Annotated in this window: 13 protein-coding genes and 2 pseudogenes; 8 read left to right on the plus strand and 7 right to left on the minus strand. The window is 58.1% G+C overall.

Annotation, left to right across the window (positions count from 1 at the left end; all coding sequences use genetic code 11):
• Positions 1 to 534: 534 nt before the first annotated feature.
• Positions 535 to 5,469: pseudogene (locus ACP7BS_RS10195) on the minus strand (DUF4082 domain-containing protein); the annotation flags it as partial.
• Positions 5,470 to 5,676: 207 nt separating this feature from the next.
• Positions 5,677 to 8,421 (minus strand): annotated as a pseudogene (locus ACP7BS_RS10200) (DUF4347 domain-containing protein); the annotation flags it as partial.
• 545 nt (positions 8,422 to 8,966) lie between these two features.
• On the opposite strand from ACP7BS_RS10200, the gene ACP7BS_RS10205 reads away from it, so the two are divergent.
• Positions 8,967 to 10,322 carry an FAD-containing oxidoreductase gene (locus ACP7BS_RS10205; protein ID WP_426238073.1) on the plus strand — a complete coding sequence of 452 codons (1,356 nt, stop codon included), beginning with the start codon at positions 8,967 to 8,969 and terminating at the stop codon, positions 10,320 to 10,322.
• Positions 10,323 to 10,525: 203 nt separating this feature from the next.
• Here ACP7BS_RS10205 and ACP7BS_RS10210 read toward each other — a convergent pair whose 3' ends face one another.
• Both ACP7BS_RS10210 and ACP7BS_RS10215 read right to left on the minus strand, forming a co-directional pair.
• Positions 10,526 to 11,539, minus strand: a complete 1,014-nt coding sequence (locus ACP7BS_RS10210; RefSeq protein WP_426230619.1) for a DUF3095 family protein — start codon at positions 11,537 to 11,539, stop codon at positions 10,526 to 10,528.
• Between the two features lie 105 nt (positions 11,540 to 11,644).
• A complete protein-coding gene (locus ACP7BS_RS10215) occupies positions 11,645 to 12,040 on the minus strand; it encodes an Ohr family peroxiredoxin (RefSeq protein WP_426237911.1) in 396 nt (131 codons plus the stop codon).
• Positions 12,041 to 12,367: 327 nt separating this feature from the next.
• Here ACP7BS_RS10215 and ACP7BS_RS10220 point away from each other — a divergent pair, with 327 nt between their 5' ends.
• The 6 genes from ACP7BS_RS10220 to ACP7BS_RS10245 all read left to right on the plus strand — a co-directional run bounded on the left by ACP7BS_RS10220 (position 12,368) and on the right by ACP7BS_RS10245 (position 19,204).
• Positions 12,368 to 13,675, plus strand: coding sequence for an epoxide hydrolase family protein (locus ACP7BS_RS10220; RefSeq protein WP_426237913.1), 1,308 nt, complete (start codon positions 12,368 to 12,370; stop codon positions 13,673 to 13,675).
• 78 nt (positions 13,676 to 13,753) lie between these two features.
• Positions 13,754 to 14,173 (plus strand): Ohr family peroxiredoxin, encoded by a 420-nt coding sequence (locus tag ACP7BS_RS10225; protein WP_426237915.1) that lies wholly within the window; start codon positions 13,754 to 13,756, stop codon positions 14,171 to 14,173.
• 92 nt (positions 14,174 to 14,265) lie between these two features.
• The gene (locus ACP7BS_RS10230) at positions 14,266 to 17,115 is read left to right on the plus strand and encodes an ATP-binding protein (RefSeq protein ID WP_426237917.1); all 2,850 of its coding nucleotides are present in this window, start codon (positions 14,266 to 14,268) and stop codon (positions 17,113 to 17,115) included.
• Positions 17,116 to 17,453: 338 nt separating this feature from the next.
• The gene (locus tag ACP7BS_RS10235; RefSeq protein WP_426237919.1) at positions 17,454 to 17,726 is read left to right on the plus strand and encodes a hypothetical protein; all 273 of its coding nucleotides are present in this window, start codon (positions 17,454 to 17,456) and stop codon (positions 17,724 to 17,726) included.
• Positions 17,727 to 18,045: 319 nt separating this feature from the next.
• The gene (locus ACP7BS_RS10240; protein WP_426237921.1) at positions 18,046 to 18,636 is read left to right on the plus strand and encodes an ankyrin repeat domain-containing protein; all 591 of its coding nucleotides are present in this window, start codon (positions 18,046 to 18,048) and stop codon (positions 18,634 to 18,636) included.
• A 40-nt stretch (positions 18,637 to 18,676) separates the two neighbouring features.
• Complete coding sequence (locus ACP7BS_RS10245; RefSeq protein WP_426237923.1) at positions 18,677 to 19,204, plus strand: YHS domain-containing (seleno)protein; 528 nt, start codon at positions 18,677 to 18,679, stop codon at positions 19,202 to 19,204.
• A 23-nt stretch (positions 19,205 to 19,227) separates the two neighbouring features.
• Here the strand turns inward: ACP7BS_RS10245 and ACP7BS_RS10250 are convergent, their stop codons facing one another.
• The 3 genes from ACP7BS_RS10250 to ACP7BS_RS10260 form a co-directional block, all read right to left on the minus strand.
• The gene (locus tag ACP7BS_RS10250; RefSeq protein ID WP_426230635.1) at positions 19,228 to 21,438 is read right to left on the minus strand and encodes a tetratricopeptide repeat protein; all 2,211 of its coding nucleotides are present in this window, start codon (positions 21,436 to 21,438) and stop codon (positions 19,228 to 19,230) included.
• 213 nt (positions 21,439 to 21,651) lie between these two features.
• Positions 21,652 to 22,134 (minus strand): hypothetical protein, encoded by a 483-nt coding sequence (locus ACP7BS_RS10255; RefSeq protein WP_426230636.1) that lies wholly within the window; start codon positions 22,132 to 22,134, stop codon positions 21,652 to 21,654.
• Entirely contained in the window at positions 22,127 to 22,948 is an 822-nt protein-coding gene (locus ACP7BS_RS10260; protein ID WP_426237925.1) for a LuxR C-terminal-related transcriptional regulator, read from the minus strand. The genes ACP7BS_RS10255 and ACP7BS_RS10260 overlap by 8 nt, the downstream gene beginning before the upstream one ends.
• 777 nt (positions 22,949 to 23,725) lie before the next feature.
• Here ACP7BS_RS10260 and ACP7BS_RS10265 point away from each other — a divergent pair.
• Positions 23,726 to 25,420, plus strand: coding sequence for a hypothetical protein (locus tag ACP7BS_RS10265; protein ID WP_426237927.1), 1,695 nt, complete (start codon positions 23,726 to 23,728; stop codon positions 25,418 to 25,420).
• The last annotated feature ends 51 nt before the right edge of the window (positions 25,421 to 25,471 follow it).

Raw genomic sequence — 25,471 nt, forward strand, 5'->3', positions numbered from 1 at the left:
GATCTGCCGGAACCCGGTCCGGACGATCCGAGTATCGGTGATGTATTGCAGGACATCAGCTAAACGGATTTTTGGCGAGCATTCCTGCGACAACTGCGCGGATGATAAAGCCCTGCGCGAGGAGAACGTCGGCCGCAAGAACGATGGAGCGTTCACAATGCTGACCCATCGCCGCCGACGTCATTGTGTTCGGTAATAGCATTGGGAGCTAAAAGCACCTCAAGACGAATGGGCAAGCTCAACTTCGCTCAATGGCTGCGACGGCTTGCTTATGCGTCGGATCCGATGCCGGTTGCTGACCGTTGTGCGGTGATACAGCCACACGCGGACGTCTGATTAACTAATTAAGGCAAGGCTTGGATCAGCGTATGGTCCCCTGGCATGATATCGGCCCAGGTTCAGGCCGTCGACCGCGAGGCGCATCCGCTTGATCCTAACGTCGGAAGGATGATTTGATCATACCTCCCGACATAAGGTTCGTGGTTGACAGAATGCTCCATCAACCTCGGTCGCCTGTCCTATTGGGGCCTGCCGCTATGCTGCCAGTTGCGGTTTGAAGGCCACATCCACATAATAGTTTGTGCTGTTGAAGCTGCTGGTCGGAAACACCCCAGCCGCCCCATAGTCATACACCCCGTTGCCGGCGCTGAGCGCCGACGACAGCGCGTGCAGATTGTTGTTTGAGACCTCGGAACCAAAGAAGTTACTCGTCGCCGAATAAAAACCATTGGTACTGTAGGAGACGACATAGGTTGTGTTGGCTTGAATCTCGACCTGCTGAGCCAGATTGGTCGACTGCCAGCCGCTCGTGCTCTCGTTGGAAAAGGTCGCGCTTGCGAGAAGGTTGCCCGTTGATGTCCAGAGATAGCCGGTATGTGGACCCGTGTTGCTCGCACCCTTGTAGAAGCGGATTCCGGTGATCCAGCCGGCCACATCCGCCTGGAACTTCATGCCGAGATTGACATCGCCGGGGTCATTGACGGTCGTAGTCGCCGGCGTGCTGGCCGATGAAAACAGGGTCTGCTCGCCTTGGGGAACGACGGCGAGCGATACTTGGCCGGTGTCGGATCCGCCCTGCCCGTCGGAAATCGAGTATGTAAAGCTTGCAGGGCCGGAGTAGCCGCTCGTCGGCGTGAAGGTGACGGCACTCGACTGTGTGTCGAAGGCAACGGTGCCGTTCACCGCATTTCCGGCCCCGGTAATGACCATCGGATCGCCATTAGGGTCGCTGTCATTGGCGAGCAGTGTGCTCGCCTGTACGGAAAACGCGGTGTTAAATGGTGTGGAGAACCCTGAATCGTCGAGGGCCACAGGACTCAGGTTCCCCGTCGCCTGCTCGTAGAGGACATCAACCCAGTAGTTTGTTGCATTGTAGGTGGCTGTCGGGAAAAGGCTGTTTGTACCATAGGCAAAGACACCATTTCCGCCGCTCCCCCCGCTGGATGGTGCAGTCAACGGACCGTTCGTATAGCTGGTTGCGAAAAAGTTGGGCGTCACGCCATAATAGCCGTTTGAATGATAGCTGGCGATGTAGGTCGCCCCTGAAGAAACCGCGACTGGCTGAGTAAAGGTTACAGTCTGCCAGCCGCTGGCACTCTCATTGCTAAAGGTCGCAGAGGCAAGCAGGTTTCCACCGTTTGTCCACAACGAGCCAGTATGCGTGCCCGTGTCCAAGGCGCTCTTGTAGTAACGCAGTCCGGTTATCAAACCGGCAGAGGAGGCGGTAAATTTCACACCCAGCTCCACGGAGCCGGGATCGTTGGAAGCCGTGCTCGGTGCGTTGGAGGAAGAAAACAGGTTGAGCGTTGTTGCCGATTGGCCCACGGTCAGGCTTACGACGGAAGACGCCGTTCCACCCCGGCCATCCGATATGGTGTAGGAAAAGCTTGCCGGGCCGATATAGCCCGATGTCGGGGTAAACGTCGCCGTGTTGGTCTGGCTGTTGAAGGCCACAGTGCCATTTGTGGCGCCGCCCACAGCGGTGATCGTCAGCGGATCCCCGTCAGGGTCGCTGTCGTTGGCAAGCAGAGTAGCGGCGGCAATCGAAATCGAGTTGCTGTTGGACACCGTAAAGCCGTTGTCATTGCCCGCAATCGGCACCGTGTTGACGGTCGAGCGGTTGTAGACAACGTCCACCCAATAGTTTGTCGACTGGTAGCTCGCCGTCGGAAACGCTGTGCCCGAGGAGGAAACATAGAGGCCGTTTCCACCGCTTGTCGCTGATGACGGGGCCGTCAGCGACCCATTGGCCTTTGCGGTTGTGAAATAATTTGCAGTGGCCGCATAGACCCCTGAGGTGTGGTAGGAGGCGACATAGGTCGTGCCCGCCGTAATCGCTACAGGATTGGAAAATGTCGCGGTCTGCCAGCCGCTGGTCGATTCGTTGGTGAAGTTAACGGTTGCCAGCAGTGTCCCCGTCGATGACCATAACGAACCGGTGTGAATTCCGGTGGCGCTTGCCGGCTTGTAGAAGCGTATGCCAGTGATCGTTCCAACCACGGAGGCAGTGAACTTCATCCCAAGCTCCAGCGGCTGGGTGTCACTGACCGCCGGCCCCGTTGGCCCTTCGGTCCATTGGAACAGCGACGCCCCGGCGGGGTCGGGTCCAATTGTCAGAGAGACGTTAGCGGTCGCCGTGCCGCCACGTCCGTCCGAAGCGGTGTAGGAAAAGCTTGCCGGACCGCTATAGTCGGCATTCGGCGTGTAGATGACATTGCCTGTCTGGGTGTCGAGCGCCACGGTCCCGTGGGTGGCGTTGCCGACTGCACTGACAGTGAGCGGGTCGTTATTCGGATCGCTATCGTTGGCTACCAGCGCGGTGAAGGAGATTGGCAGTGTACCGTTCTTCCCGACCGAGAACCCCGAATCATTCGCCGCCGTCGGAGCAAGGTTTGGATCCGGCGCGAAAACAACATCGACCCAATAATTTGCATTGGAACTGTTTCCTGGAAACAATCCGTTGCTGTTGCTGGTATAGGCATAGACACCGCCACCCGCCTCCACCGTGAGCAGGTTGTTCGTGTAGCTTGACGCGAAATAGTTGTCATTCGACGAATAGTATCCGCCTGTGTGATAGGACGCGACATATGTCGTTCCGGGAGTGATCCGCACCGGATTGGCGAACGACACCGTCTGCCAGCCGCTTATGGGTTCGACGGAGGACGTGCCGGTGGCGATGAGGGTACCGGTGGACGTCCACAGATTAACCACGTGCTGACCGACATTGTAGAACCCCTTATAGAAACGTATGCCGTTTATGACACCGTCCGTCGCCGCCTTGAAGCGGACGCCAAGTTCGACACCATCCCGGTCAAGATTGGTTTCGACTTGTGGTTTGCTGGCAAGGGTCCAAATGCTCGATGTTGAAGGCAGGTTGACAGTCACCTGAGTGCTTGCCGACGGATTGCCAAGGTTGAGGCTGTCGTCCACCGCCCGCGACATGATGCTGTAGGACCCGGATGCCTGCACGACCCAGCTGTAGCTCCAGGCCTCACGGCCCGTGGCTTTCCACCAGCTCTGGCCTCCGTCAAGAGACACCTCCACACCTGCGACAATGCCGCCGCCAAGATCCTGAGCGCTACCGGTGACCGTGACTTTCTGTCCCTCAACGAAGCTCGCGCCGAAAATCGGAGAGGTAATGGTCGAGGTCGGCTTGATCGTATCGGTTGATTGCGACGCCATGATCAGGCTTGCATCGAGCGTCCCGGGCTGAATCCCCATGTCGGCAAACATGTTGACCATCGCCTGCTGCACATTCGGATCTGTTGGCGTGGTTGCACCCTCGTGGTTGGCATCAAGTCCCCAGGACCAGAAAACAGTACCCGCTCCGAAAACAAGCGCGCCACTCTCCGCCCGATACATCGTCAGGCTGTGCGTCACATCGGCGGGGCCGATCGACGTGCCGTAATCGCGCAGATAAGTTTCGACTGATACCGTCGACAACGACATGTTGATCAGCCCGGCGGGCCGGAAGCCGTTTTCGACGTCGGAGTCCCACTCGTAGCCGAGCAGATTCTGGACCAAAGAGTAAGTCTGCCCTGGCTGCAGCTCGGCAACGTCGGTGTTGCGCCAAAACCGCAAGTTGGAATAGTCGTAGGGTATGGTGATCGTGTCCAGCCGATAGCTGTCCACCGTAAACATGGTGCCGGTCAGCGAGTTTTCGGGCTCCTGTCCAGGATCGGCAAACCGAGGATCCCGCCAGGTGCCAGTACCGGTTGAGCTCGGATCGGGGGTCCCACCCCAGGTTTCCTTGTAGGTGACCATGGTCCGATAGGGCGTGCCGCTACCGTCGATACTGGTTTCCCATCGCACCTTCCAATAGACTTCGTTGCCGCTCCAAAAGGCAAGATTGACGCCTGCGTCACGCGCCGCCTCGACATTGGTTCGCTGCTCAGCCGACCAGTATTCGTCATGGCCGACCGAAAGAAAAGCATCGTGGTTCAGGAGCAGGCTACCGCTTCGAGTCGAGTCGAGACCTGAAATGTAGGAAACGTCGTAGCCGTTTTGCTCGAGCCATCGGATCGCCGAATGCTCTACCCCGAAAATGAAGTCGTGCGTGCCGCCCTTAACGCTCGTGTTGGTCACGAACGGCCGATTGTAGCTCACCGCGGTGGACCGGCCGATAGAGTTTACCCCGCAACCGCAATTGGGCGGCAGGTAACCGATCATATCGGCGGGATCGACCGGCACGTCGCCGAAATAGAGGCTGCCCCCACCCCATTCATTGTAAGCTTGCCAAGTGGTGTCCGACGTCTGGAAAACGATGTCGCTGGTCGAGCTGTCGTCGCGGACGATGAAGGGGATTTGGCTGGCGCCTTCCGTGCCGTCCTCACGGACGAGCTTAGCGATATAGAGGCCCGATACCATGTCCTGCGGGATCGCCCAACTTGCCGAGACGGCCCAATTGCCTGCGTCGATCAAGCCGCGCGCCATATCGACGATTGGGTGGGGCTGGATTTGTGCGGTTGCAAGATTTACATCGACCGTTGTGACCTTGCGGGCACCGTCGCCGCCATAATAGCCCAGTCTGTAGATGTCGATCCGATAGTTGGTTGAGTCGGTCGCGATCTTGAAACTGACGGTTTGACCGATATTGGTGCTGATCTCGGTTGCAAATCCCTGGATGTTGGCGCTACCGTCTCCATCGATACCCCATTCGCTGATCGGATTGCCCTGTTTCTGGTTTTCTAGGACGATCTTGTTTTGGGTGGATGGTGGCGGATTGAGTTGGCTTGCGGTGCGTGTTCCGTCGGAAAACTGGAAATTCTCGACACCGGTGACGGTATCGGCGCCATCCGGGGAGCCGCTGCGGTTGTCGGCAATCGTGTAGGTGGCCCCTGAAAGAGCGATCGTATAGTTTGCGAACGCCCCGCTGAAGACCACGGTGTCTCCAGTTCCACCGCCGCCATCGATCGTATCGTTGCCGGCGCCGCCGTTCAGCGTGTCATTTGCGGCTCCGCCAGTGAGCACGTTCACGCCATTGTTGCCGATCAGACTGACGGTTGCAATCGACCCGCTCGCATTCACATTTTCGAAACCGGACGTGTTCGCCGTGTCCCCGGAACTCTGGTCAGTAGACGACAGGTTTATCGTCGCTGCACCATTGACCAGCAGCGTGTCGAGATCCGCTCCCCCGGCGATCGATACATCTGAGCTGTCATAGGTGAGCATGTCGTTGCCCGCTCCACCGCTCAGCGTGTCGGCACCGGCGCCACCGACAATTGTGTCGGCGGCAGTTCCACCGGTAAGCACATTGGCATTACCATCGCCGGTGAGGCTGACGACCGCGCTTGATCCGCCGGCATTGACATTCTCGAACCCGGTCAGAACTGCAGTGTCGCCGAAGCTCTGGTCCGCTGCCGACAAGTTGATCGTCGCGGCACCATTGACCAGCAGCGTATCGGTGTTGGTTCCACCGGCGATCGAGACGTCCGAGCCATCATAGGTGATCGTGTCGTTGCCCGCTCCGCCATTGAGCGTGTCGGCGCCCGCGCCACCAACAATCGTGTCGGCCGCCGATCCACCGGTCAGTTCGTTGGCATTGCCGTCGCCGCTGAGGCTTACGCCCGCGCTCGAACTGCCAGCATTCACATTTTCGAACCCGGTGACAACGGCGGTATCGCCGGAACTCTGGTCGGCGGACGACAGGTTGATCGTTGCCGCGCCGTTGACGATCAGCGTGTCGGTGTTGGTTCCGCCACCGATCGACACATCGGAGGCGTCATATGTGATAGTATCGTTGCCCGCTCCGCCATTGAGCGTGTCGGCGCCCGCGCCACCAACAATCGTGTCGGCCGCCAATCCACCCGTAAGCACGTTGGCATTGCCGTCGCCGCTGAGGCTTACGCCCGCGCTCGAACCGCCAGCATTCACATTTTCGAAACCGGTGACAACGGCGGTATCGCCGGAACTCTGGTCGGCGGACGAAAGGTTGATCGTTGCCGCGCCGTTGACGATCAGCGTGTCGGTGTTGGTTCCGCCAGCGATCGACACATCGGAGGCGTCATAGGTGATGGTGTCATTGCCTGCCCCGCCGTTAAGCGTGTCGGCACCGGCGCCACCAACAATCGTGTCGGCGGCCGATCCGCCGGTCAGCACGTTGGCATTGCCATCGCCGGTGACGCTGACGGCCGCGCTCGAACCGCCGGCATTCACATTTTCGAAACCGGTGACAACGGCGGTATCGCCGGAGGTTTGATCGGCGGACGATAGGTTGATCGTCGCCGCGCCGTTGACGATCAACGTGTCGGTGTTGGCTCCGCCAGCGATCGAGACATCCGAGCCGTCATAGGTGATCGTGTCATTGCCTGCCCCGCCGTTCAGCGTGTCCGCCCCCGTACCGCCGACAATCGTGTCAGCGGCCGATCCGCCGGTCAGCACGTTAGCATTGCCATCCCCGGTGAGGCTGACGGCCGCGCTCGAACCGCCGGCATTCACATTTTCGAACCCCGTGACAACGGCGGTATCGCCGGAGGTTTGATCGGCGGACGCCAGGTTGATCGTCGCTGCACCATTGACAATCAGCGTGTCGGTGTTGGTTCCACCAGCGATCGAGACATCCGAGCCGTCATAGGTGATCGCGTCATTGCCTGCCCCGCCGTTTAGCGTGTCGGCGCCGCCACCGCCAACTAATGTGTCGGCACCGGCCCCACCGGTGATTGTATCCGCCTGGTTGCTGCCGGTAACAGCGAACGCTTCGGTTTGGCCAGTCAGCGCGATGGTCACGCCTGCCGCTGCGCCCGAAGCCGAGATTGCTTCGACACCTTGAATGGATGCGTTCGTCGCTCCGAGGTTGTTGAGGTCGGACGAGGTCGAGGTCAGATTGATCGTGTCGCCAATACCGGCGCCGAGATTGATTGTCCCCGTACCGATGAGGATTGCATCGAGCTGAGCACCGCTGAGTGTCACCGTGTCGGTGCCTGCCGTGCCGATGAGATTGCCGGTTTCGACATTGCTGACCGTCGGTATGGTGAGTGCCGAGATGTTGCCGCTCGCCAGAACATTCAGCACATCGGTGGTCAGCAAGCCGCTGCCAAAATCCATTGCGATGAACCCGGTCCATTGCGCTGCAGTCATCGTCACATTATCGCTGCCGCTGCTTCCGGTAAGCGTCTCGATGCCCGAAACCAAGCCAAGCGAAAAATTAAAGGTACCGCCGGCTGTCAGTACCAGCTGGTCGCGCGTGCCGCTGGCGCTATTGGCGCCGCCTTGGATCGACTCGCCAGCAACGAACTGACCACTGCCCAGGTTGATTGTGTCGTCGCCACTGCCAGCGACAATTGTGTCGGCACCGTTGCCCCCATTGAAAGTATCACCGATGGCGTCCTGAAGCTGAGCCACAGTACCGCCTGAGAACCCGGTAAGGGTGCCCGTCGTTGCATTCGCGGTGTCGTTGCCGGTGGTCCCGGTGAACGTCGCCATGATCCCCGCATAGGTCATCATTGCCTCTGGTGTCAGTGGCGCAAGACCGGGTCCGGCCCCGCGATCCAGTGACCACGTTCCACCGAGGAATTCCGCGCCGACAAAGCCACTGGCGGCGGCGACACGCACGCCTGTCCTTGCAGCAAGAGCATCGACGAATGCTGCACCGCGTTCACCAGCGCCGGTCTCGCATGCCCAGATCAGCATGGCACTTTGCGTTCCCAGCGCTGTGCTGAAGTCAGGAAGCTCGGTCGTTTCATCCTTGATCGCCTCGTACGAGACCGCGCCCGCCGTAAAGGTTACTTCGCCGGGCCGACCGTGCACGATCACGTGGATTGCGTCGAGATTGCTGCGACCGTCCAGTTTCCGCGCCATCTGGGTCAGAGCCGGCTCATCGGATGAGAGCATGACTGACTCGACATCCGAACGGAGACCGGCAAGCAGCGTTTCGGAATCCGCAACTGCGGGGTCGATGAAAGCGATCTCGCGAAAACTGGTCATGCTGATTCCCCGACAGTTGGATCAATGTTGGGACGTCCGGCCTAGCCTTACGACCCTTGGATTTTTTCACGCCACCCCGGTCGCGGCCGGCGATTTCGCCCAAAAAAAGGCCGGCCGGACCCCGATTTTACAAACATTGATCCTGCCAGTTTTTACCTGACCGCAAACCTTAGCAATCGGTCTGCAAGGCGCTTCCAAAGTTGGTAAGTGTTGCACGGGCCCGTACTCCAATGTGATGACGGATCGCGGGGGATTTCCGGCAGGGCTAAGGATAATCGGTGCTAAGGCCTGAGCTCACAGGCAAACGCGTTCTGTGTTCGCGCTGAAAAACGGCGCGATCATCATTGCCGCAGTCGCGGTCGATGTTGACAAGGCCTGGATCGAGGTCAACTGAGGGTGTAATCAACTTTGAGAGCCGAGGCGTTGCGACCAACCAGTTTGTACGCGCGGCTGAACGCAGTAACCATCGAGCTTGGTCGCTGAGCGGGGCACTGCGGTGAAACGCACCCTTGAGGATCACCGACCGGACAGCCGGGAGCAGCCTGATGCAACGGTTTGACGCGATTTTCATCGGCGCTGGCCAGGCCGGCCCCTCCCTTGCCGCCCGGATGGCCGAGCGCGGCATGAGGGTTGCGCTTATTGAACGAAAGTTCCTCGGCGGAACCTGCGTCAATGCGGGCTGCATGCCTACCAAGGCGCTGGTTGCCAGTGCCCGCGCGGCTTATGTCAGCAGGGGCAGCGCCGAGTTGGGCGTTAAAATCGCGGGCGCTGTATCCGTCGATATGCAGGTCGTTCAGCGCCGCGCACACCGGATAACCATGGACGCCCGCGATGGACTGGGGACTTGGCTCGGCACCATGGATGGCGTCACTATGATCTTTGGCCACGCTCGGTTCGAAGCCGCAGACAGGGTCAGCGTCAATGGCGAGACCCTCACTGCCCCGCAGATCTTCCTCAATGTCGGAGCGCGCCCGGTTATTCCTGACCTAGCGGGAATCCACAGCATCGATTATTTGACCAGCACCTCAATCCTCAAGCTCGACACCCTGCCCCGCCACCTCGCTGTCATTGGCGGAAGCTATATTGGCCTGGAGTTCGCGCAGATATATCGCCGATTCGGCTCGCAGGTCACGGTGATCGAGCGCGGAGCCCAGATCGCATCTCGCGAGGACAGCGACGTTTCCCAGGCCATTCAGGAAATCCTAGAAATCGAGGGCATTGACGTTCGCACAGGCGCGGAAAGCATCGCATTTGCCAGAAACGGCGACGGGGCAAGGATATCCCTGAATAGCGCCGCGATCGATGCCAGTCACGTCCTTGTGGCGACCGGGCGCGCGCCGAATACCGACGATCTTGGCCTCGATCTCGCGGGGGTCGCGATAAATGCACGCGGCTACATCGTCGTCGATGAAAAGCTGGCGACCAACGTCCCAGGCATTTGGGCGCTCGGCGATTGCAACGGGCACGGTGCCTTTACACACACTTCCTACAATGATTTCGAGATTGTTGCCGCCAACCTTATCGATGGTGAAGACCGCAAACTGTCGAGCCGCATTCCAGCATATGCCCTCTATATTGATCCACCGCTGGGCCGGGTCGGAATGACGGAGAGGGAAGCAGCCTCCTCAGGCCGCAATATCCATGTCTCCAAACGTGCCATGGCCCGGGTCGGGCGGGCGAAAGAGCGCGACGAGACCCTCGGCTTCATGAAAGTGATAGCCGACGCCGACACCGGACAAATCCTTGGAGCGGCGATACTCGGCATAGAAGGCGACGAAGCAATCCACGGTATTATCAATGCCATGAGTGCAGGGACCCGCTACACCGATCTCCAGTGGTCGGTTCCAATCCATCCGACGGTGTCGGAGCTCATACCGACGCTTCTAAGAGGCTTGGGCTAACAAATGACGGCACAAGCCGGACCGCCGTCTTTCCCAGTGGCTGCGACGATGGACGTCTAGCCCAGGTATTCGCCAACGGACAACGCCGAGAGGTCATAAGGCGTGAACGACCCCGTACCACCTCAGCTGTACGATCAACAACATCCTGGTCCACTCCGTAGTGAAGGCCTTGATTGAGATTCGCGCACTTCGCCGAATGACGGTCAATGCATAGCCTCCAGCATTGCGGCCGCCTTAGTGTACCCGCCACCCATTCCGTCCAGGAAATGAAGGTGCGAATTTTTACTGCCGGAGGGCACCAGGCAGGTCATCAAGGCGTGTGACTGCCGATGCAGGCCAAAACTGACCTGCCCTCGAAGTTTGGCGGCGCGGAGAAGTGCCTCGACCATGTCGATCTGTTCCGCCGTGCAGTCCAGTGTGAGACGCAGGACATCGTCGTACCTGCGATAATCCGAATTCGAGACAACATCGGACCACGCCCTGCCCCCGAGGTCGTCTGCTATATCTTTCGTGACGACTAAATCATTGGGCACAGGGTGTGACTGCCGTTCTCCCGCATCAAAAACCGAGAGAACCTGCTTTCCCAGCATCGCGAAATCGTCCGACTTCGCATGATCGCAAGGTTCTATCAGAAGAGAGAGTATTTCGCCGTGCTGGCTCGGGATCGGTGCCCATTCACAGGTCAATCCAGTCAGGTCCGGCGTCGCATGCTGGGGACCCGGAGCGATCGCATACTTTCCGGTTTTGATCTGCCGATCAGCCCAATTCAGCCCACCGCCGGCGAACATCGCATATGAAGCGGCCGTGGAGGCGGCATAGCGCGCTATTTTCACATCGCGTCCGCCTGCGCGGATTTCTTTCACCGAGACCAAGCCGGCGCGCAGATCAAACTGGAGCCTTTCGCGGGCGTATGCTGCAGTCTGCCGAAGCGCCAAGGTCGCGACTTCACGTCTTTCGGGGGGTATGGCGAATGCCGCACCATCGCCGCGGAACACGAATGGAAAGTCGAAACTGTTCCACGCGTTTCCCAGCGCTGCGATTATCGACGCGCCCGCGTAATTGACATCTCTGTGGCGGCCAGACGCGATCGATAAGCTGGAATCGGTAACGTCCGTTACTCCGACAAGCCAGTCTTCCGGCAACGGTTGATAGATTGAGGTGTCGAGCAGTTCGGCGAAGTCATGGTACGCCTCGCGCTGCATGCGGAACTTCAACATGGATAGCCTCCAGACCTTTTCGCGCCTTGGGATGATGGATGACACGATGAGCTCGGTAATTGCCGGGTCTGCCGGCTTGTCGCTGACAGACCCGAGAGACCGTGTTCAGACGAGGTTGGTGACCACGTTGATATTGCCGTGTGTCGCCTTCGAATACGGGCAAATGCTGTGCGCAGCTTCAAGCAGTTCGCGAGCGATTGCAGGATCGACTTCCGGTACGATGACGTTGAGGCGAGCGCTCAGGAAATAGTTGCCATCATCAGCGTTGAGATCGATTTCGGCATCGACGGCGATCCCAGCCGGGAGCTTGATCTGCCTTTGCGAGGCGGCGACCTCGATGGCCCCCATGTAGCAGGCCGACCAGGCGGCACCGAAGAGGTTTTCGGCGGCAGGATGCGGCTGTTTCATCTTGATGTCCAGATAACCGTCGCTGCTGCGGGCTCCACCATCGCGGCCGTTAGTGTTGTGCGTCTTGCCAGTAAAGAGAACCTTGTTGGTCATAACGAATATCCTGTTCTTGGTTTTGATGATTGATCGTCTGCACAACTGTGCTGCCCAAGAGGTACCCCTCCATGACAGGAACCGCACGTTATGCGTTGTTAGTCGTCATTAGCCGCCATGAGTGGCCTCCAGTAACAGCGCCCCCGATGTAACGTTGAAACGCTTTGTGGGCCGGCTTTGGCAGGGGGAGAGCGACGCTCCTTCCGGCGGGCATAGGACGCTATGAACATCTAACAACGCCTAACGTGTGCCTCTACTCTCGTCGGCGTACCCCTTGGAGCAGCACAGTCGTGCAGTCTCAATCCAATGTTTCCGAGGAGAATGATCATGGCCGCAATCAAGACTGACGTTATCAACGAGGGCCGTCGTCGCCTGTTGGGTGCCGCGGCGTCTGGGATCGCCACGCTGGGTATTGCAAGTCTGCTTCCCGCATATTCGACGGCAGCGGCGCAATCCGATGCCATCCGCCCGTTCCAGGTCAATGTTCCCGAAGCGGATCTTGTCGATCTTCGTTACCGCCTCGCCCACACACGGTTGCCTGAGAAAGAAACGGTCAGCGACTTTTCCCAGGGGGTTCCACTGAAAACGACCCGGCAATTGTTGGATCACTGGCAGAACAAATACGACTGGCGCAAGGTGGAGGCTCGGATCAACGCGGTGCCGAATTTCATCACCGAGATCGATGACCTGGATATTCATTTCATCCATGTCCGCTCCAAGCATGAAAATGCGCTTCCGCTCATCGTCACGCATGGTTGGCCCGGTTCGATCATCGAGCAGTTGAAGATCATCGGACCTCTCACTGACCCGACGGCCCATGGCGGCAGTGCTTCGGATGCATTCCATATCGTCATCCCGTCGTTGCCGGGGTACGGCTTCTCGGAAAAGCCGGAAGCGACCGGCTGGGGGCCGGAACGCGTCGCAAAAGCCTGGATCACCTTGATGCGGCGTCTGGGCTACAAGCAGTTTGTGGCGCAGGGCGGCGATTGGGGTGCTGTCGTTACCGATATGATCGGCGTACAAGCTCCCCCGGAACTGCTCGGCATTCATACCAACATGCCGGGCGCAATTCCCGACGAAATAAACAACGCATCTTTTGCCGGCGCGCCGGCTCCCCTCGGGCTTTCGGATGAAGAAACGCGCTCGTACGACGAGCTCGTGTTCTTCTACAAGAATGTCTACTACGCATTTTTGATGGGAACACGTCCGCAAACTCTGACCGGGTTGACGGACTCTCCAATCGCTCTTGCAACCTATATGCTCGATCACGACAGGGCGAGCTTGGAAATGATCGCACGATCATTCGATGGCCAGGATGAAGGCCTCAGCCCTGACGATGTCCTCGACAACGTGACGCTGTTCTGGCTGACGAATACGGGCGTGTCGGCCGCACGGCTTTACTGGGAAAACAAGCTCCCATTCTTTGCCCCGAAGGGGGTGAAAGTGCCGGTCGCCGTCAGCGTCTTTCCCGACGAACTGTACCAGACACCGCGTGCCTGGGCCGAAAAGGCATATCCGAATCTCGTGCACTACAACAAGCTTCCCAAGGGCGGGCATTTTGCGGCTTGGGAGCAACCACAATTGTTCACCGATGAAGTCCGGGCTGGCTTTCGCAGCCTTCGGAAATCTGGCTGAGAATATGCAGAAACCTCGGCGCGTGCACTCTGCGCGCCGATTTCTCCAACGGGCGCTGCGGCCCAAGAGATGTGTCCGATGAAGAAGACCATGCATCTGATTTACACGGCCACCACCGAAACCACGGGCGGGCGCGAAAACGGCGTTGCCCGCAGCATGGACGGCGTCCTCGACATCAGGCTCTCGGACCCCGCTTCGAGCGGCATCGGGACCAATCCCGAACAGCTCATGGCGGCCGGTTGGTCGGCAAGCTTCGCAAGCTCCTTGTTACAGGTGGCTCGAGAGGCCGGACTGAACCTTTCCGCTAATGTGAGGATCCACGCGGAAGTGGATCTGTCGTCGAACGATGGTGCATTTGTCATCGGCGTTCGACTGGTCGTCCAACTTCCGGGACTGGAACGCGCCGTCGCGTCGATTTTGATAGAGGAGGCTCGGCGCATCTGCCCGTTTTCACGGGCCACGCGGGGCAATGTCGAGGTTTCGTTTAAGATCGTGTGAGCGCCCGCCGGGTCCGGAGAGCCGACGTCCTGAATGGCGCCAACGAGGCCGTTCAAGTATAAGGAGATTGAGCAGCGGCTGGAGCAAGAGCCATGAACAATGCCAGCGACATTCCCGCCGACGAGTTATCATTCGGTCCGTTCCGCTTGAGTGTCAGCCAACGGCTCCTTGCGAAGGATGGTGTTGCGATCGACCTCGGTGCGCGTGCCCTGGACTTGCTTGTTGCTCTTACTCTTGCGCCAAACGTCGTCGTCGGCAAGAGGGACCTGATATCTCGCGTATGGCCCGATGTCATTGTCGATGAGGGCAGCCTTCGTTTCCACATGACAGGGTTGCGGAAGGCGCTTGGCGATGGCCAGGACGGCGCGCGCTATATCACCACTGTCGCCGGAAGGGGGTATTGCTTCGTAGCGCCGATTTCACGTTCCGGCCGGAAGCAACAGGGGTCTGCAGCGTCCGATTTCCGTCACGCCTTGCTGCCTGGCCGGCTTGATCGCATGGTTGGTCGTGAACAGGACATCCTTCGACTGGCGGAAAAGCTGATGACGGCACGCATGGTCACCATCGTTGGCGTTGGTGGCGTCGGAAAGACCACTGTGGCGACGGCGGTCGCCCATCATCTCGCGCCGACATTCAATGGGGCTGTTCTGTTTGCCGATTACGGCATGTTGAGCGATCCGGGTCTGGTCGCGGCAGGGATCGCCTCAATGCTCGGCCTGCCGGTCGGATCCGACGACGTGCGTCCCAACCTGATTGCCTATCTGCGCGACAAGCAGATCATGCTGATACTTGATACGTGCGAGCATTTGATCGACGCCATTGCCGACCTCGTGGCAGCTATTGTCGAGGCAGCGCCGCAAGTATTTCTCCTTGCAACGAGCCGCGAAGCTTTAAGGATCGAAGCCGAGAGCGTTTACAGGCTCGACACCCTCGCCTGCCCACCGGATGACCCGGAACTTTCGACCGAGGCGGTTTTATCTTTTCCGGCAACGCGGCTGTTCATAGAACGGGCAGCAGCGAGCGGCGCATCTCTCGATCTCAGCGACGAGGATGTTCGCGTCGTTGCGAGCATCTGCCGAAAACTCGACGGCATGGCGCTTGCCTTGGAACTCGCCGCCCGTCGCGTTGAAAGCTATGGCCTCGTTCAAACCGCCAAGCTGCTCGATCGGCATTTGACATTGGGATGGGCTGGATCGCGAACGGCGCCGCCGCGACAAAAGACGCTACAGGCAACGCTCGACTGGAGCTTTGGGCTTCTCACGGATACAGAGCGTGTCGTGCTTCGGCGGCTGGCAGTTTTCGTCGGAGACTTTACGCTCGACGCCGCACTGGAGGTTATTGCCACATCGGACATGGATCCCCCAGCCGTCTTCGAAGCCATCGACAATCTTGTCGCCAAGTCATTGCTCACCACCTATCCCGTAGGCGCGATGATGCGCTACCGCCTGCTCGACACGACACGGGCCTATGCGCTGCAATGTCAGACCAGCGAGGACCGCGAGGGATTGGCTGCACGCCATGCCACGTATTATCGACGTTGGCTGGAGCAGTTCGGGCCGGATTGGCCGACTTTATCGACCGGTCCGGAGCGGCTACCTTATTTCGTGAGCATCAACAATGTGAGAGCGGCATTGGAATGGTCGTTCGGGGAACATGGCGATATCGGCGTCGGCATCAGGCTCGCAGCTGCCGCTGCGCCGGTTTTCCAGGTGATGGCCCTCTTCCCCGAATGCCAGCGATGGTCGGAACGCGCCCTCCTTGCGCTGGATGATGCATCCAAGGGAAGTATCGAGGAAATGCACCTGCAGGCCGGTCTTGGCATTTCACGGATGTATCTGCAAGGCGGCCGCGAAACGTCGCAAGCCGCCCTCACTCGCGGGCTTCATATTGCGCAAGAACGGGGTAATACGCTGGACCGATTACGTGTTTTGGGCCCGCTAAGCATGTTCAACCTTCGCATCGGCGATTTCAATGCTGCCCTTCACTATGCGCGTGAGTGTTCCGAAATCGCAGCAACGGTTGACGATTCTGCCACGGTTGAACTGGGGCATTTCTTTCTTGGAAACTCGCTGCATTTCACGGGCGATCTCGTCAATGCCCGGACTGAACTTGAAGCCGCAGCACGGAGCGAACCACGACCACAACCAACTCCCGCCAGCTACGTCGGCTTCGAAGGCAAGCATCTCGCCGGCGGCATCCTTGCCCGGAACCTGTGGCTGCAAGGCTATCCGGAGCAAGCCAACATTCAGGCGCGCAAGGCTATCAGCGATGCGGCGAAGCTGGATCATTCGCTCACGCTTTGCATTGCCCTTCTGGGTGGTATCGCTGTCTTCTTGTGGCGAGACGATCTGCCGAGTGCCGAGGAGCATATAGAATGGCTGATCTCGCGCGCAGGGCTGCACTTCCTGTCACCATATGTATCCGTAGCCCGAGGTTTTCAGGGGGAATTGGCCATCCGCCGAGGGGACGTGACGTTCGGGGTCGAGACGGTGCGGCGATGTATCGACAAGCTCCATTCGGCGACTTACGAGGTTTTCACGACCATGCTCGAGATTTCGCTTGTTAAGGGATTGGCGGCGATCGGCGAGTTCGATGAAGGCCTGGTCAGGATCAACCGAACGATTGAACTCGTCGACAGAAACGGGGACCTCTGCTACCTGCCGGAGTTGCTGCGTATCAGAGCTAACCTACTTCTGTCGATGTCGCCTTCTCTGACGGAAGATGCGGAAGCATTCTTCATGCATTCACTGGAAAGAAGCCGGACAATGGGCGCACTTGCCTGGGAGTTAAGAACCGCGACTGATCTTGCCGCACGCTGGGCGCGCGGCAGCCGGTCTAGGGATGCGCGGGCACTTTTACAGCCGGTCTTCGAAGCGTTCGACGAAGGCTTGGATACAGCAGATCTGGTTGCCGCCAAACGTTTATTGGCAACACTGTCTTGACCCATCGCTCATCCCGCCAGGTCTGCTCTGGCGTTCGTGGGAAATCATTGATGCTCTGAAAAAACTTCTTCTTCCAGCAAACAGCCGTCATTTGCACCCGACCGTCTAAAAGCCCGGACTGCCCCAGCGGTACTCGACTAACGTCATGAACCGCACGATGGTTTGAGAGTTGCAGGTTACCTCTAAAGCCGTAGTGCGACGCAACAGTTCATCAACCGGACTGGAACCGTTCCATCCTCGTTCCTAATTTTTTTAGTGATATTGAATTTACGCATTATCAAGAACATCATCGCGTGGGGGCGGGTGAAATGAGGTAAACGATTGAGGGGAATCCTGAGATGAAAACTGGAGTTTTCGTGGCGTTGGCGCTTGCACTTGCCGCCTGCACAACAGTGGCGCTCGAACCCATTCCCGGGAGCATAACCTATGGTGGGCAGCCTCGAACCAAACTGACCAAGTCGCCAGCCGGCAGTACGTTTACTCATACGTTCCACGACCAGCGCGGCAACTATTGGAGCGAGACCTATCGAATACAGCCGGATCGCTCGCTTGAGATCATTTCCAGACGCAGGGCCGAAGACTTCCGGCTCAACGCAAACGGGGGCTTGTAGGACCTCATGATCGGCAAGGCGTTTACCCTGTCCGGTCTATCGGCACATCTGATCAGGGTTTCGTACGGTCGCTTGCTTGATCAAATAGATGAGCAAGCTTTGCCAGACTGATGATGATGTTGTGGCCTTGCAAGTCTTATTTGCCTTCCGACACCGCCACGAGCGGCAACACTTCTTGCCAGACAGGGTTGTAATAAAGGCCAATCAAGGGCATTTTCGGCCAATATGCCAGCGCCGATCATTGTTCCCATGACGTATTCGTGATAGCTTATATTAAGCTCAGCTCGCGACAAACAGTAGCAAGATCGGGTGGTGTGTGATGAAATTTCTTTACACTTCCGTGCTCGGCTTCGCGTTCTGGGTGTCGGCCGCGACGGCGGGGCCATTGCACGAGGCGTCCTCGAGCGGGGATGTCGAGAACGTTAAACAGCTGCTGGATCAGGGTATCGACGTGGCGGAACCCGACAGCGCGGGCGATCCACCCCTGATCCTCGCTGCGCTCGCCGGCCATACGGAGCTCGTCGCTGTTTTGCTTGAGCGCGGCGCTAATATTGAAGTTCGCAACAAGTCCGGGCTGACTGCCCTTCATGCTGCGGCGTATGGCGGAAGTCTCGACGTCGTGAAGCTGCTCGTCGCCGAGGGAGCGACAGTCAACGATAACCGGAATTTTTTCCATATGACGCCGCTTCATGCGGCGGCCGAAGAAGGCCATGCAAACGTGGTGGAATTTCTCCTGGCCAACAATGCGACTGTGGATGCCAAGGAGCGAAACGGCGTCACGCCGTTGACCCAGGCGGGCTGGCGCGAGCATTGGGATGCAGCAGACCTACTCCTGAAAGCGGGAGCCGTTTGTCAACAGGCGAGTGTCGTCGGAGAGTGGCTCTACACCGAGTGCAGGAAACGTAAATAAAGCTAGCTTGAGTGCCGGGGCCGGGCACACGGAGTGTATCATGACCTACGAAAAGCGAATACGACGGATTGCCTCAGCGGCGCTATGGGCAGGGCTGGGCATTGCAATATTTTTCGTGCCGATCGCTGCGGCGGAAGATCCGCTCGTCAACACAGGCTACTTCGGTGACGTGGCCATCAAGGGGTATGATCCGGTCGCCTATTTCACGCAGAACGAGGCAGTACAGGGATCGGCGAAGTTTTCACATCATTGGCTCGGTGCAACCTGGCATTTTGCGAGCGCCAGAAACCGTGAGATGTTCATGCACGACCCTGCTAAATACGCACCGCAGTACGGCGGATATTGCGCTGATGGGGTATCCCTTGGAACAGTGACCACGAACATCGACCCGAAGGCCTGGCGTATCATCGAAGGTAAGCTGTACATCAGCTACGACCCCGGCGCCGCCGAGGGTTTCGAAAAGAACACGGCGAAAGTCATCAACTCGCAAAAGCATTGGGCCGACGTGCAACATACGCTTGTGACGGAAAAGCTGCAGAAGGATTGGCGCCAAAATAGTGCGAACTGAGGATGGGTGGGCTTCCTCGCCTGTCATTGGGCGAGGGAAAAGTACTTCAGTGCCTGCGGGGTCACGTGAACATATCGTGCCGCAGGATTCGACTGCGTCGTGTTGCGATAGACATATCCGCAAACCATTCGATCCATAAAATATCCGGCGAACGTCTCGCACAGGCGATCGTCGCGGATTTCAACGACCCCGGTTATGCTTGTATTTGCGGTACGGTACGCAGTGTTTCCCGCAGTGTCGAAGTATTGGATGAAACCTGTTCCGTTCCTGTGTTTTCCCACCCAAGTCTTTTCCTTGACGATGGAGCGTAGGTCCACTCCGACAACCTTATCTGCCTCCGCTCCCTCAAAGCCGAACGGCCACTGAGGGATGCCGGCAGCGCGAAGGCTGCCGAGATGACGCTGAAGATCGTCGTCATGCCAATAGTCATAGAGATAGCCATAGTAGGTCAGATTGCTGTCTGGGAAGAGTTTGAGCAGTCTTGCCGCTTCATCTGCACCATTCACCCGATCGCCCCTGATAGTATAAGCGGCGGTCAGATATTCATGCACGGGTTCTGCATCCGGGAGGGCGCCGCGCGCGGCTTCCATCAAGGGGATCGCCCGCTCAATGTCGCCTGCCGTATAGAAAACAATGCCGGCCAAGAGCTGAAAACTCGGCGGCGGCGACGGGTCGAGACGAAGGGCTTTCTCCATCTCGACGATTGCCTGCTCGTGTTTACCGGTATGAGCCAGAATAAGTGCGAGGTTTCCAAATGCCTCTGCGTCGCTTGGCTGTGCCTCGACCGCCTTGTTGGCGGAATTCAGCGCCTCGGCATCACGGCCGTCTACCAGTTGCAACAAAGCCAGCACAGCCAGTGCCCGCGCATTGTTCCCCTCCAGTTTCAGCGCTTCCCCCGCCGCGTCATAGGCAATCTTGCGTGCCACGGCCGCCGACCAGAGATAGGTGTAGTCGTTGCGCCAGACATCGACGGCGACGCGCGCAATGCCTGCATGCGCATTGGCAAATTTCGGATCGAGATCGATTGCCTTTTGGTAATAGGACAAGGTCCGGCGATATGTTTCGACATCGCTGTAGGTGATACCTTCCTGCTCGGCCCTGAGATAATAGTCATAGGCCTCAAGATTGTTGGTCGGTATCCGCGCCAACTGGTCCCTCTCACCCTCGCTCAACTTGACTGCCAAGGCGGAAATGATTTTACCGATGACGTCATCCTGAACGACGAAAAGATCTTCATATTGCCGATCGTACCGCTCTGCCCAAAGGGAAAGCCCCGTGACAGCATCGATGAGCTTGACGTTGATCCTGAGCCGTGCGCCCGCACGCTGCAGGGTCCCTTCCAAAACAAAATGGACACCAAGTTCCGCTGCGACATCCTGAATACTTCCTGACTTCTCCGACAGGGCAAAAACTGAATGTCGCGCAATGACGAACAGGCCCGAAACCTTGGACAGTTCGGTGATGAGATCGTCTGTTAATCCTTCAGCTAGGTGATCGTGATCCTTATCCCCGCTCACATTGATGAAAGGCAAAACGGCAACGGAAGGCTTGTCTGGCAATGGATACGCCAACCGGTTCGTCGCCACTGGAGTCTGGAGCAATTCGGGCCTCCACCAGACTGCGGCGCCAGCCATGACCACCACCAGTAAGGCCGCTGCGGTAAGGATCCACAGAGAACGCCGCGCCTTTGCTGCGCCAACCGTCTTGCCGGCCGCCGCCGGATCCAGCAGGACACGATATACCCTGATCGGCTCGCGAATGCTTTTGACCCTCTGTTCGCCAAGCGATATGAAGCCGACAGCAAGCTTCGTTTTCACCTGATCATAGGCAGGCCCGGAAATAGCGATGCCGCCCGGCTCCGCAAGCGTCTGTATCCGGGCGGCAATATTGACGCTATCACCGTGAATATCCTCGCCCTCGACGATGATGTCGCCGAGATTGATACCGATCCGGAAGTCCAGGCGCTGTTCGGGCAGCGCAGAGGCAGCCTGCTCGGACTTTTGCTGCTGCACTTCCACCGCACAGCGCAATGCATCAACAACGCTTTGAAACTCAAGAAGCAAGCCATCGCCCATGGTCTTGACCAAACGGCCGCCATTGTCACTTATTCTCGGCTCGAAGATATCCTTCATGTCGGCTTGGAACCGGAGGCGCGTCCCCTCCTCATCGATCTGGCTCAAGCGACCGTAACCAACGACATCGGCGATCAGGATTGCTGCGAGATGACGCTTCATGTTCCGGACCCACAGGAAAGCTACCCCTAATATACTACCGTAGGTCTCCAGCGGTTACCATTGAGACCGCGCATTTTCGGAGTGAATTGCAAAGTCGAAACAGCCGAGCGCATATAGACCTCATGATCTACTCGGCGCCTGTTTCTGTATGGACAGATTTTCGCGGCACACTCGGTCCGGATTTCAACGTCTTGCGGACTTCCGGCTAACATCCTACTTGGGGAAGCCGAATTTCTCAGTGATCCGCCAAAAACATTGGTTGATGTCGATCAGGGACTTTACGCTTTCCTTGATCCGGTTGATCTCCTGATCATCAAGCTGTTCTATCTTTCCGTACTTAATGTCCTCCTTGCCCTCGAAAATCCGCATTGACTGCGTGAGCCCCCGACCGCTGTCCGGATCAAACGAATAGATGCAGTGGTTATATTTGTTTCGGAGTTTGGCCTCTTCGGACAGGCGCCTTGTCGCTTCCAGAATCTCTTTTCGGCAACCGGCGGGAGTTTTTTGCATCTTTGCCAGACGCTCCACGAGATCAATGCGCGCGCGCGGGGTGTTCAGCGTCAGAAAGATGACGATTGCCGTTTCCTTGTCCGACACGGCGAGCCCGGCTATCATGTGAATGAGAAGGCTTTCAGTGTTTGTCCAAGTATAGTTCAACTGCCCCAAGAGCAGCAGGATGTCCTGAAATCTACGCATCGCCGCCAGGCGCCGCATCGCCGCTTGGACGGAGGGGTCCGTCTGCCGATACGTCGCGGGCATCCTTTTCCTTTTGCTCAAAGTAAAGCGCGACAGCTTCCGTTCGATTGTGGACGCCGAGCTTTGTGATGATGTTGTGGATATGAATTTTCACCGTATGTTCGGACAACCCCAAACCCGCCGCGATGATCTTGTTCGGATTACCCAGTGCTGTCCTGGCCAAGATTTCATTCTCGCGTTTGGTCAATTGATCCATTTTTTTGCCCTGAATTTCTCGCTCAACGTGCAATCTCATCCCATCGAACGGACGTGTACTGTCTCCCTCCCAGGACGCGTTATATTGATCGTTATTGGCAGTTGATGGAAAATAGGTCCCGCCCCTGAGGATGATCCTCAACATGGAAAGCAGGACGTCGAGGCTAACGTTCAACGGCAGGAGACCCCGAACCAGGCGGGTATCTACGGCAGGAAGCCATCCGGTCGTTCCTCGAAGATCGCCATCAGTCACTATGGCAAACGATGCAGAGGGGTGTCGCTTGAGCACGTCCGCAGCGCAGCGGCTCAGTTCATAGGCAAGGCTCATATCTACCAATAGGAGTCGAACAGGCACTTCAAATTCACCTAAGGCGAATTTCAGGTTGGCTGCATGCTTCACACTCAAACACGGGAATTCCCGCTCGATTGCAGCAGTCATTGCTCCAGATATGATATCAGGAGGACCGACAAACAGAAGTGTGCGCAGATAGGGGATAGCCTCCAACGACGCCACTCCATCCGCGCTGCCATTTCGTACGCCAGGCGCTGTGTGCGTCATTTAGAGTGCCTCCCCCCGGATATGGTATCGCAGAGCCGTCTCGCCCTCTTCATTAGAAAAACCTAACCTAAAGAGCTTCGATTTGGAATAGACCGAATGAGCTACGCGAACGCCATTGAGCCTCAAAAATGGGAACAAAAGAGGCAGAAAACGTGAGCAAACAGCGTTGATGCACTAATGTTGGGCACTGAGGAGCATCGAGGCTACATACAATGAGGTAACCGTGATATCGCGACCTCATTTTTACAGCTTTTCTTGACCACCCGGCAATAGGTGAGCGGTTCCCCTTACCGCATCCATGACGCGAATGCAGCCGAACCGAACGCAGGCGCGTCATGTGCCGCGGCAGTGAAGTGTCCTGCGGTTTTACCACAAATTGCAAATCTCATCTGAGCTCTTAGTTTTGCCCGTAATTCCCTTGAGCTAAATCCAGCCGCGATAATCAACTTGCCCCGTGAATTTAGCGTCAAGAGCATTCCCAACGCGTCTAGCTCTAACTAGCAGCTTACCTTCTCAAGGCAATGAGCACAGTCTACGCGGCGCGGCTTGAGTTATCGGGCCGCTTTTGGGGCGCGATCATGCCTTAAGCGACGAGCCCCCTCACCGATGGGGAGGATCAAAAATCACAGATCACGACAATGAAAGCAGCATGGAGCGGTCATGCGGTGCACGTCCGTCTTCGACCAATAGATCACTTTCAACATCTGCGAGGCCAAGACCGTATACAAGATGAATAACGGTCAAACTGTCGCGGATCCAAAGACAAAGGACACGACAATGTCGGACAAGTTCAGAAATAACTACGATCTGAAATACTACGACGACGACCAGGAACAAGAACAGAAGCAGAAACAGGATCAAGATCAAGATCAAGATCAGGATCAGGATCAAAGCAGCGAGCAAGATCAAAGTCAGAGCAGCGAGTCCGCGAACTACAATCTCAACGGAAACGGCAACGGGAATCTCAACCTTAACGGGAACGGAAACCTGAATGGCAACGCCAATTTCAACGACAGCGAGAATGTCAACGAAAACGTCAATACGACGACCGTTGACGTGGGCGTAACTGTCGATGTTGGACTGGAGGGCTACCTGCCGTCTGATGATGACTTTGCCGACATTGATGTAAGCGGCGGAAGCTCCATCGATGGCGTGTTCAATATCCAGTTTGACGACATTCTCAACGACGCCATGGGTGGCGACGGCAACGTCGCAAACGTCATCAACCAGGTTGCCAACCTTCAGGACAACGACAGTCTGGCCAACGCTCAGGTCAGCAACGATGGCTCGTTCACGTTGAACAACAATGCGAATGGCGGAACGGCGTCGGCCGAAGAAGGCATCAATGGCGGCGGTTCTGGCGGCAGTGGCGGTAGTCATGCGGATGCCGATGGCGGCGATGGCGCAAGCGGCGGTGGCTCTATAGGCGGATTCGGGTTCGCCGGCGCGGGTACTGGCGGTCTTGCTGCCAGCCTGGCAGCGGGCGGCATCAGTGAAGGCGGTCAGGCCAGCGGTGGTTCGGGCGCCAGTGGAGCGGCTGCAAGCGGCAGCGCCGATGGCGGTAACGGTGACGGCGGCCGTGGCGGCAATGGAGCAGACGGTCTTGGCGTCGGCCTGGGACTCGGCCTCGGGCTTGGTGCAGGTCTTGCCTTTGCCGGTGACGGCAGCAACGGTGGCGACAACACGGCCGGCGACGGAGCTGACGGCGGCGACAGCGGCAATGCAAACGGTGGCGAAGCATCGGATGCCGGCGACGGCGGTAACGCTACCGGCGGTGCGGCCAACACCGGAATCGGCGCTGTTCTCGGCCTGATCAACCCCGTTATCGTCGATAGCGACGGCGGCGGCGACAACACCGGCGGTGCCGGTGCCGGCAACACGGGAGGCGCCGGCGGCGATCCAGGTGCAGGCGGAGAAGGTGGTGCAGGCGGCGGTGCTACGGACGCCGGTGACGGTGGCCGCGGTGGTGATGCGCTTGGGACAGGAACCGGCACTGGAACCGGCAGCGGCGGCGGCACGGGTACCGGCGGCGACGGCGGCAATGGTGCAGCTGGAACCGGCGGCGACGCAACCAGCGGCAGCGCCACGAGCGGCGACGCTTATGGCGGCTGGGCTGAAGCTGGTGGTGGCGACGGTGGCTCTGCTCTGAGCGGCGCTTGGGCCGACGGCATAGGCGGTGACGGCTATGGTGGCTGGTCATATGGCGGTGCTGGCGGGGCCGGCGGTGATGGCGGCACGGCCACCACGGGCTATGGCGGCGCTGGCGATGGTGGTTCGTGGGGCTCAGACAATGGTGATGACGGTTTCGTCACCGGTACGAGTTCAGCCCATGCCGATGCTGTCATCGACACAAGTGCCTTCAACCAGGAAATCGTGATGGGGGCAAACCTTCAACAAAACGCGGTCGACATGACCGTGGTCGGTGGTGACCTGACGAGTTCCGTTGTCGGAGAAGATACGCACGACGGTTAATAAGGGAGAGCCTGCTCTCGACAGATGTGAACACGCGATCAAGGCTGCGCA

This window comes from Pararhizobium sp. DWP1-1-3 (assembly GCF_049896125.1).
Taxonomy (GTDB): Bacteria; Pseudomonadota; Alphaproteobacteria; order Rhizobiales; family Rhizobiaceae; genus Pararhizobium.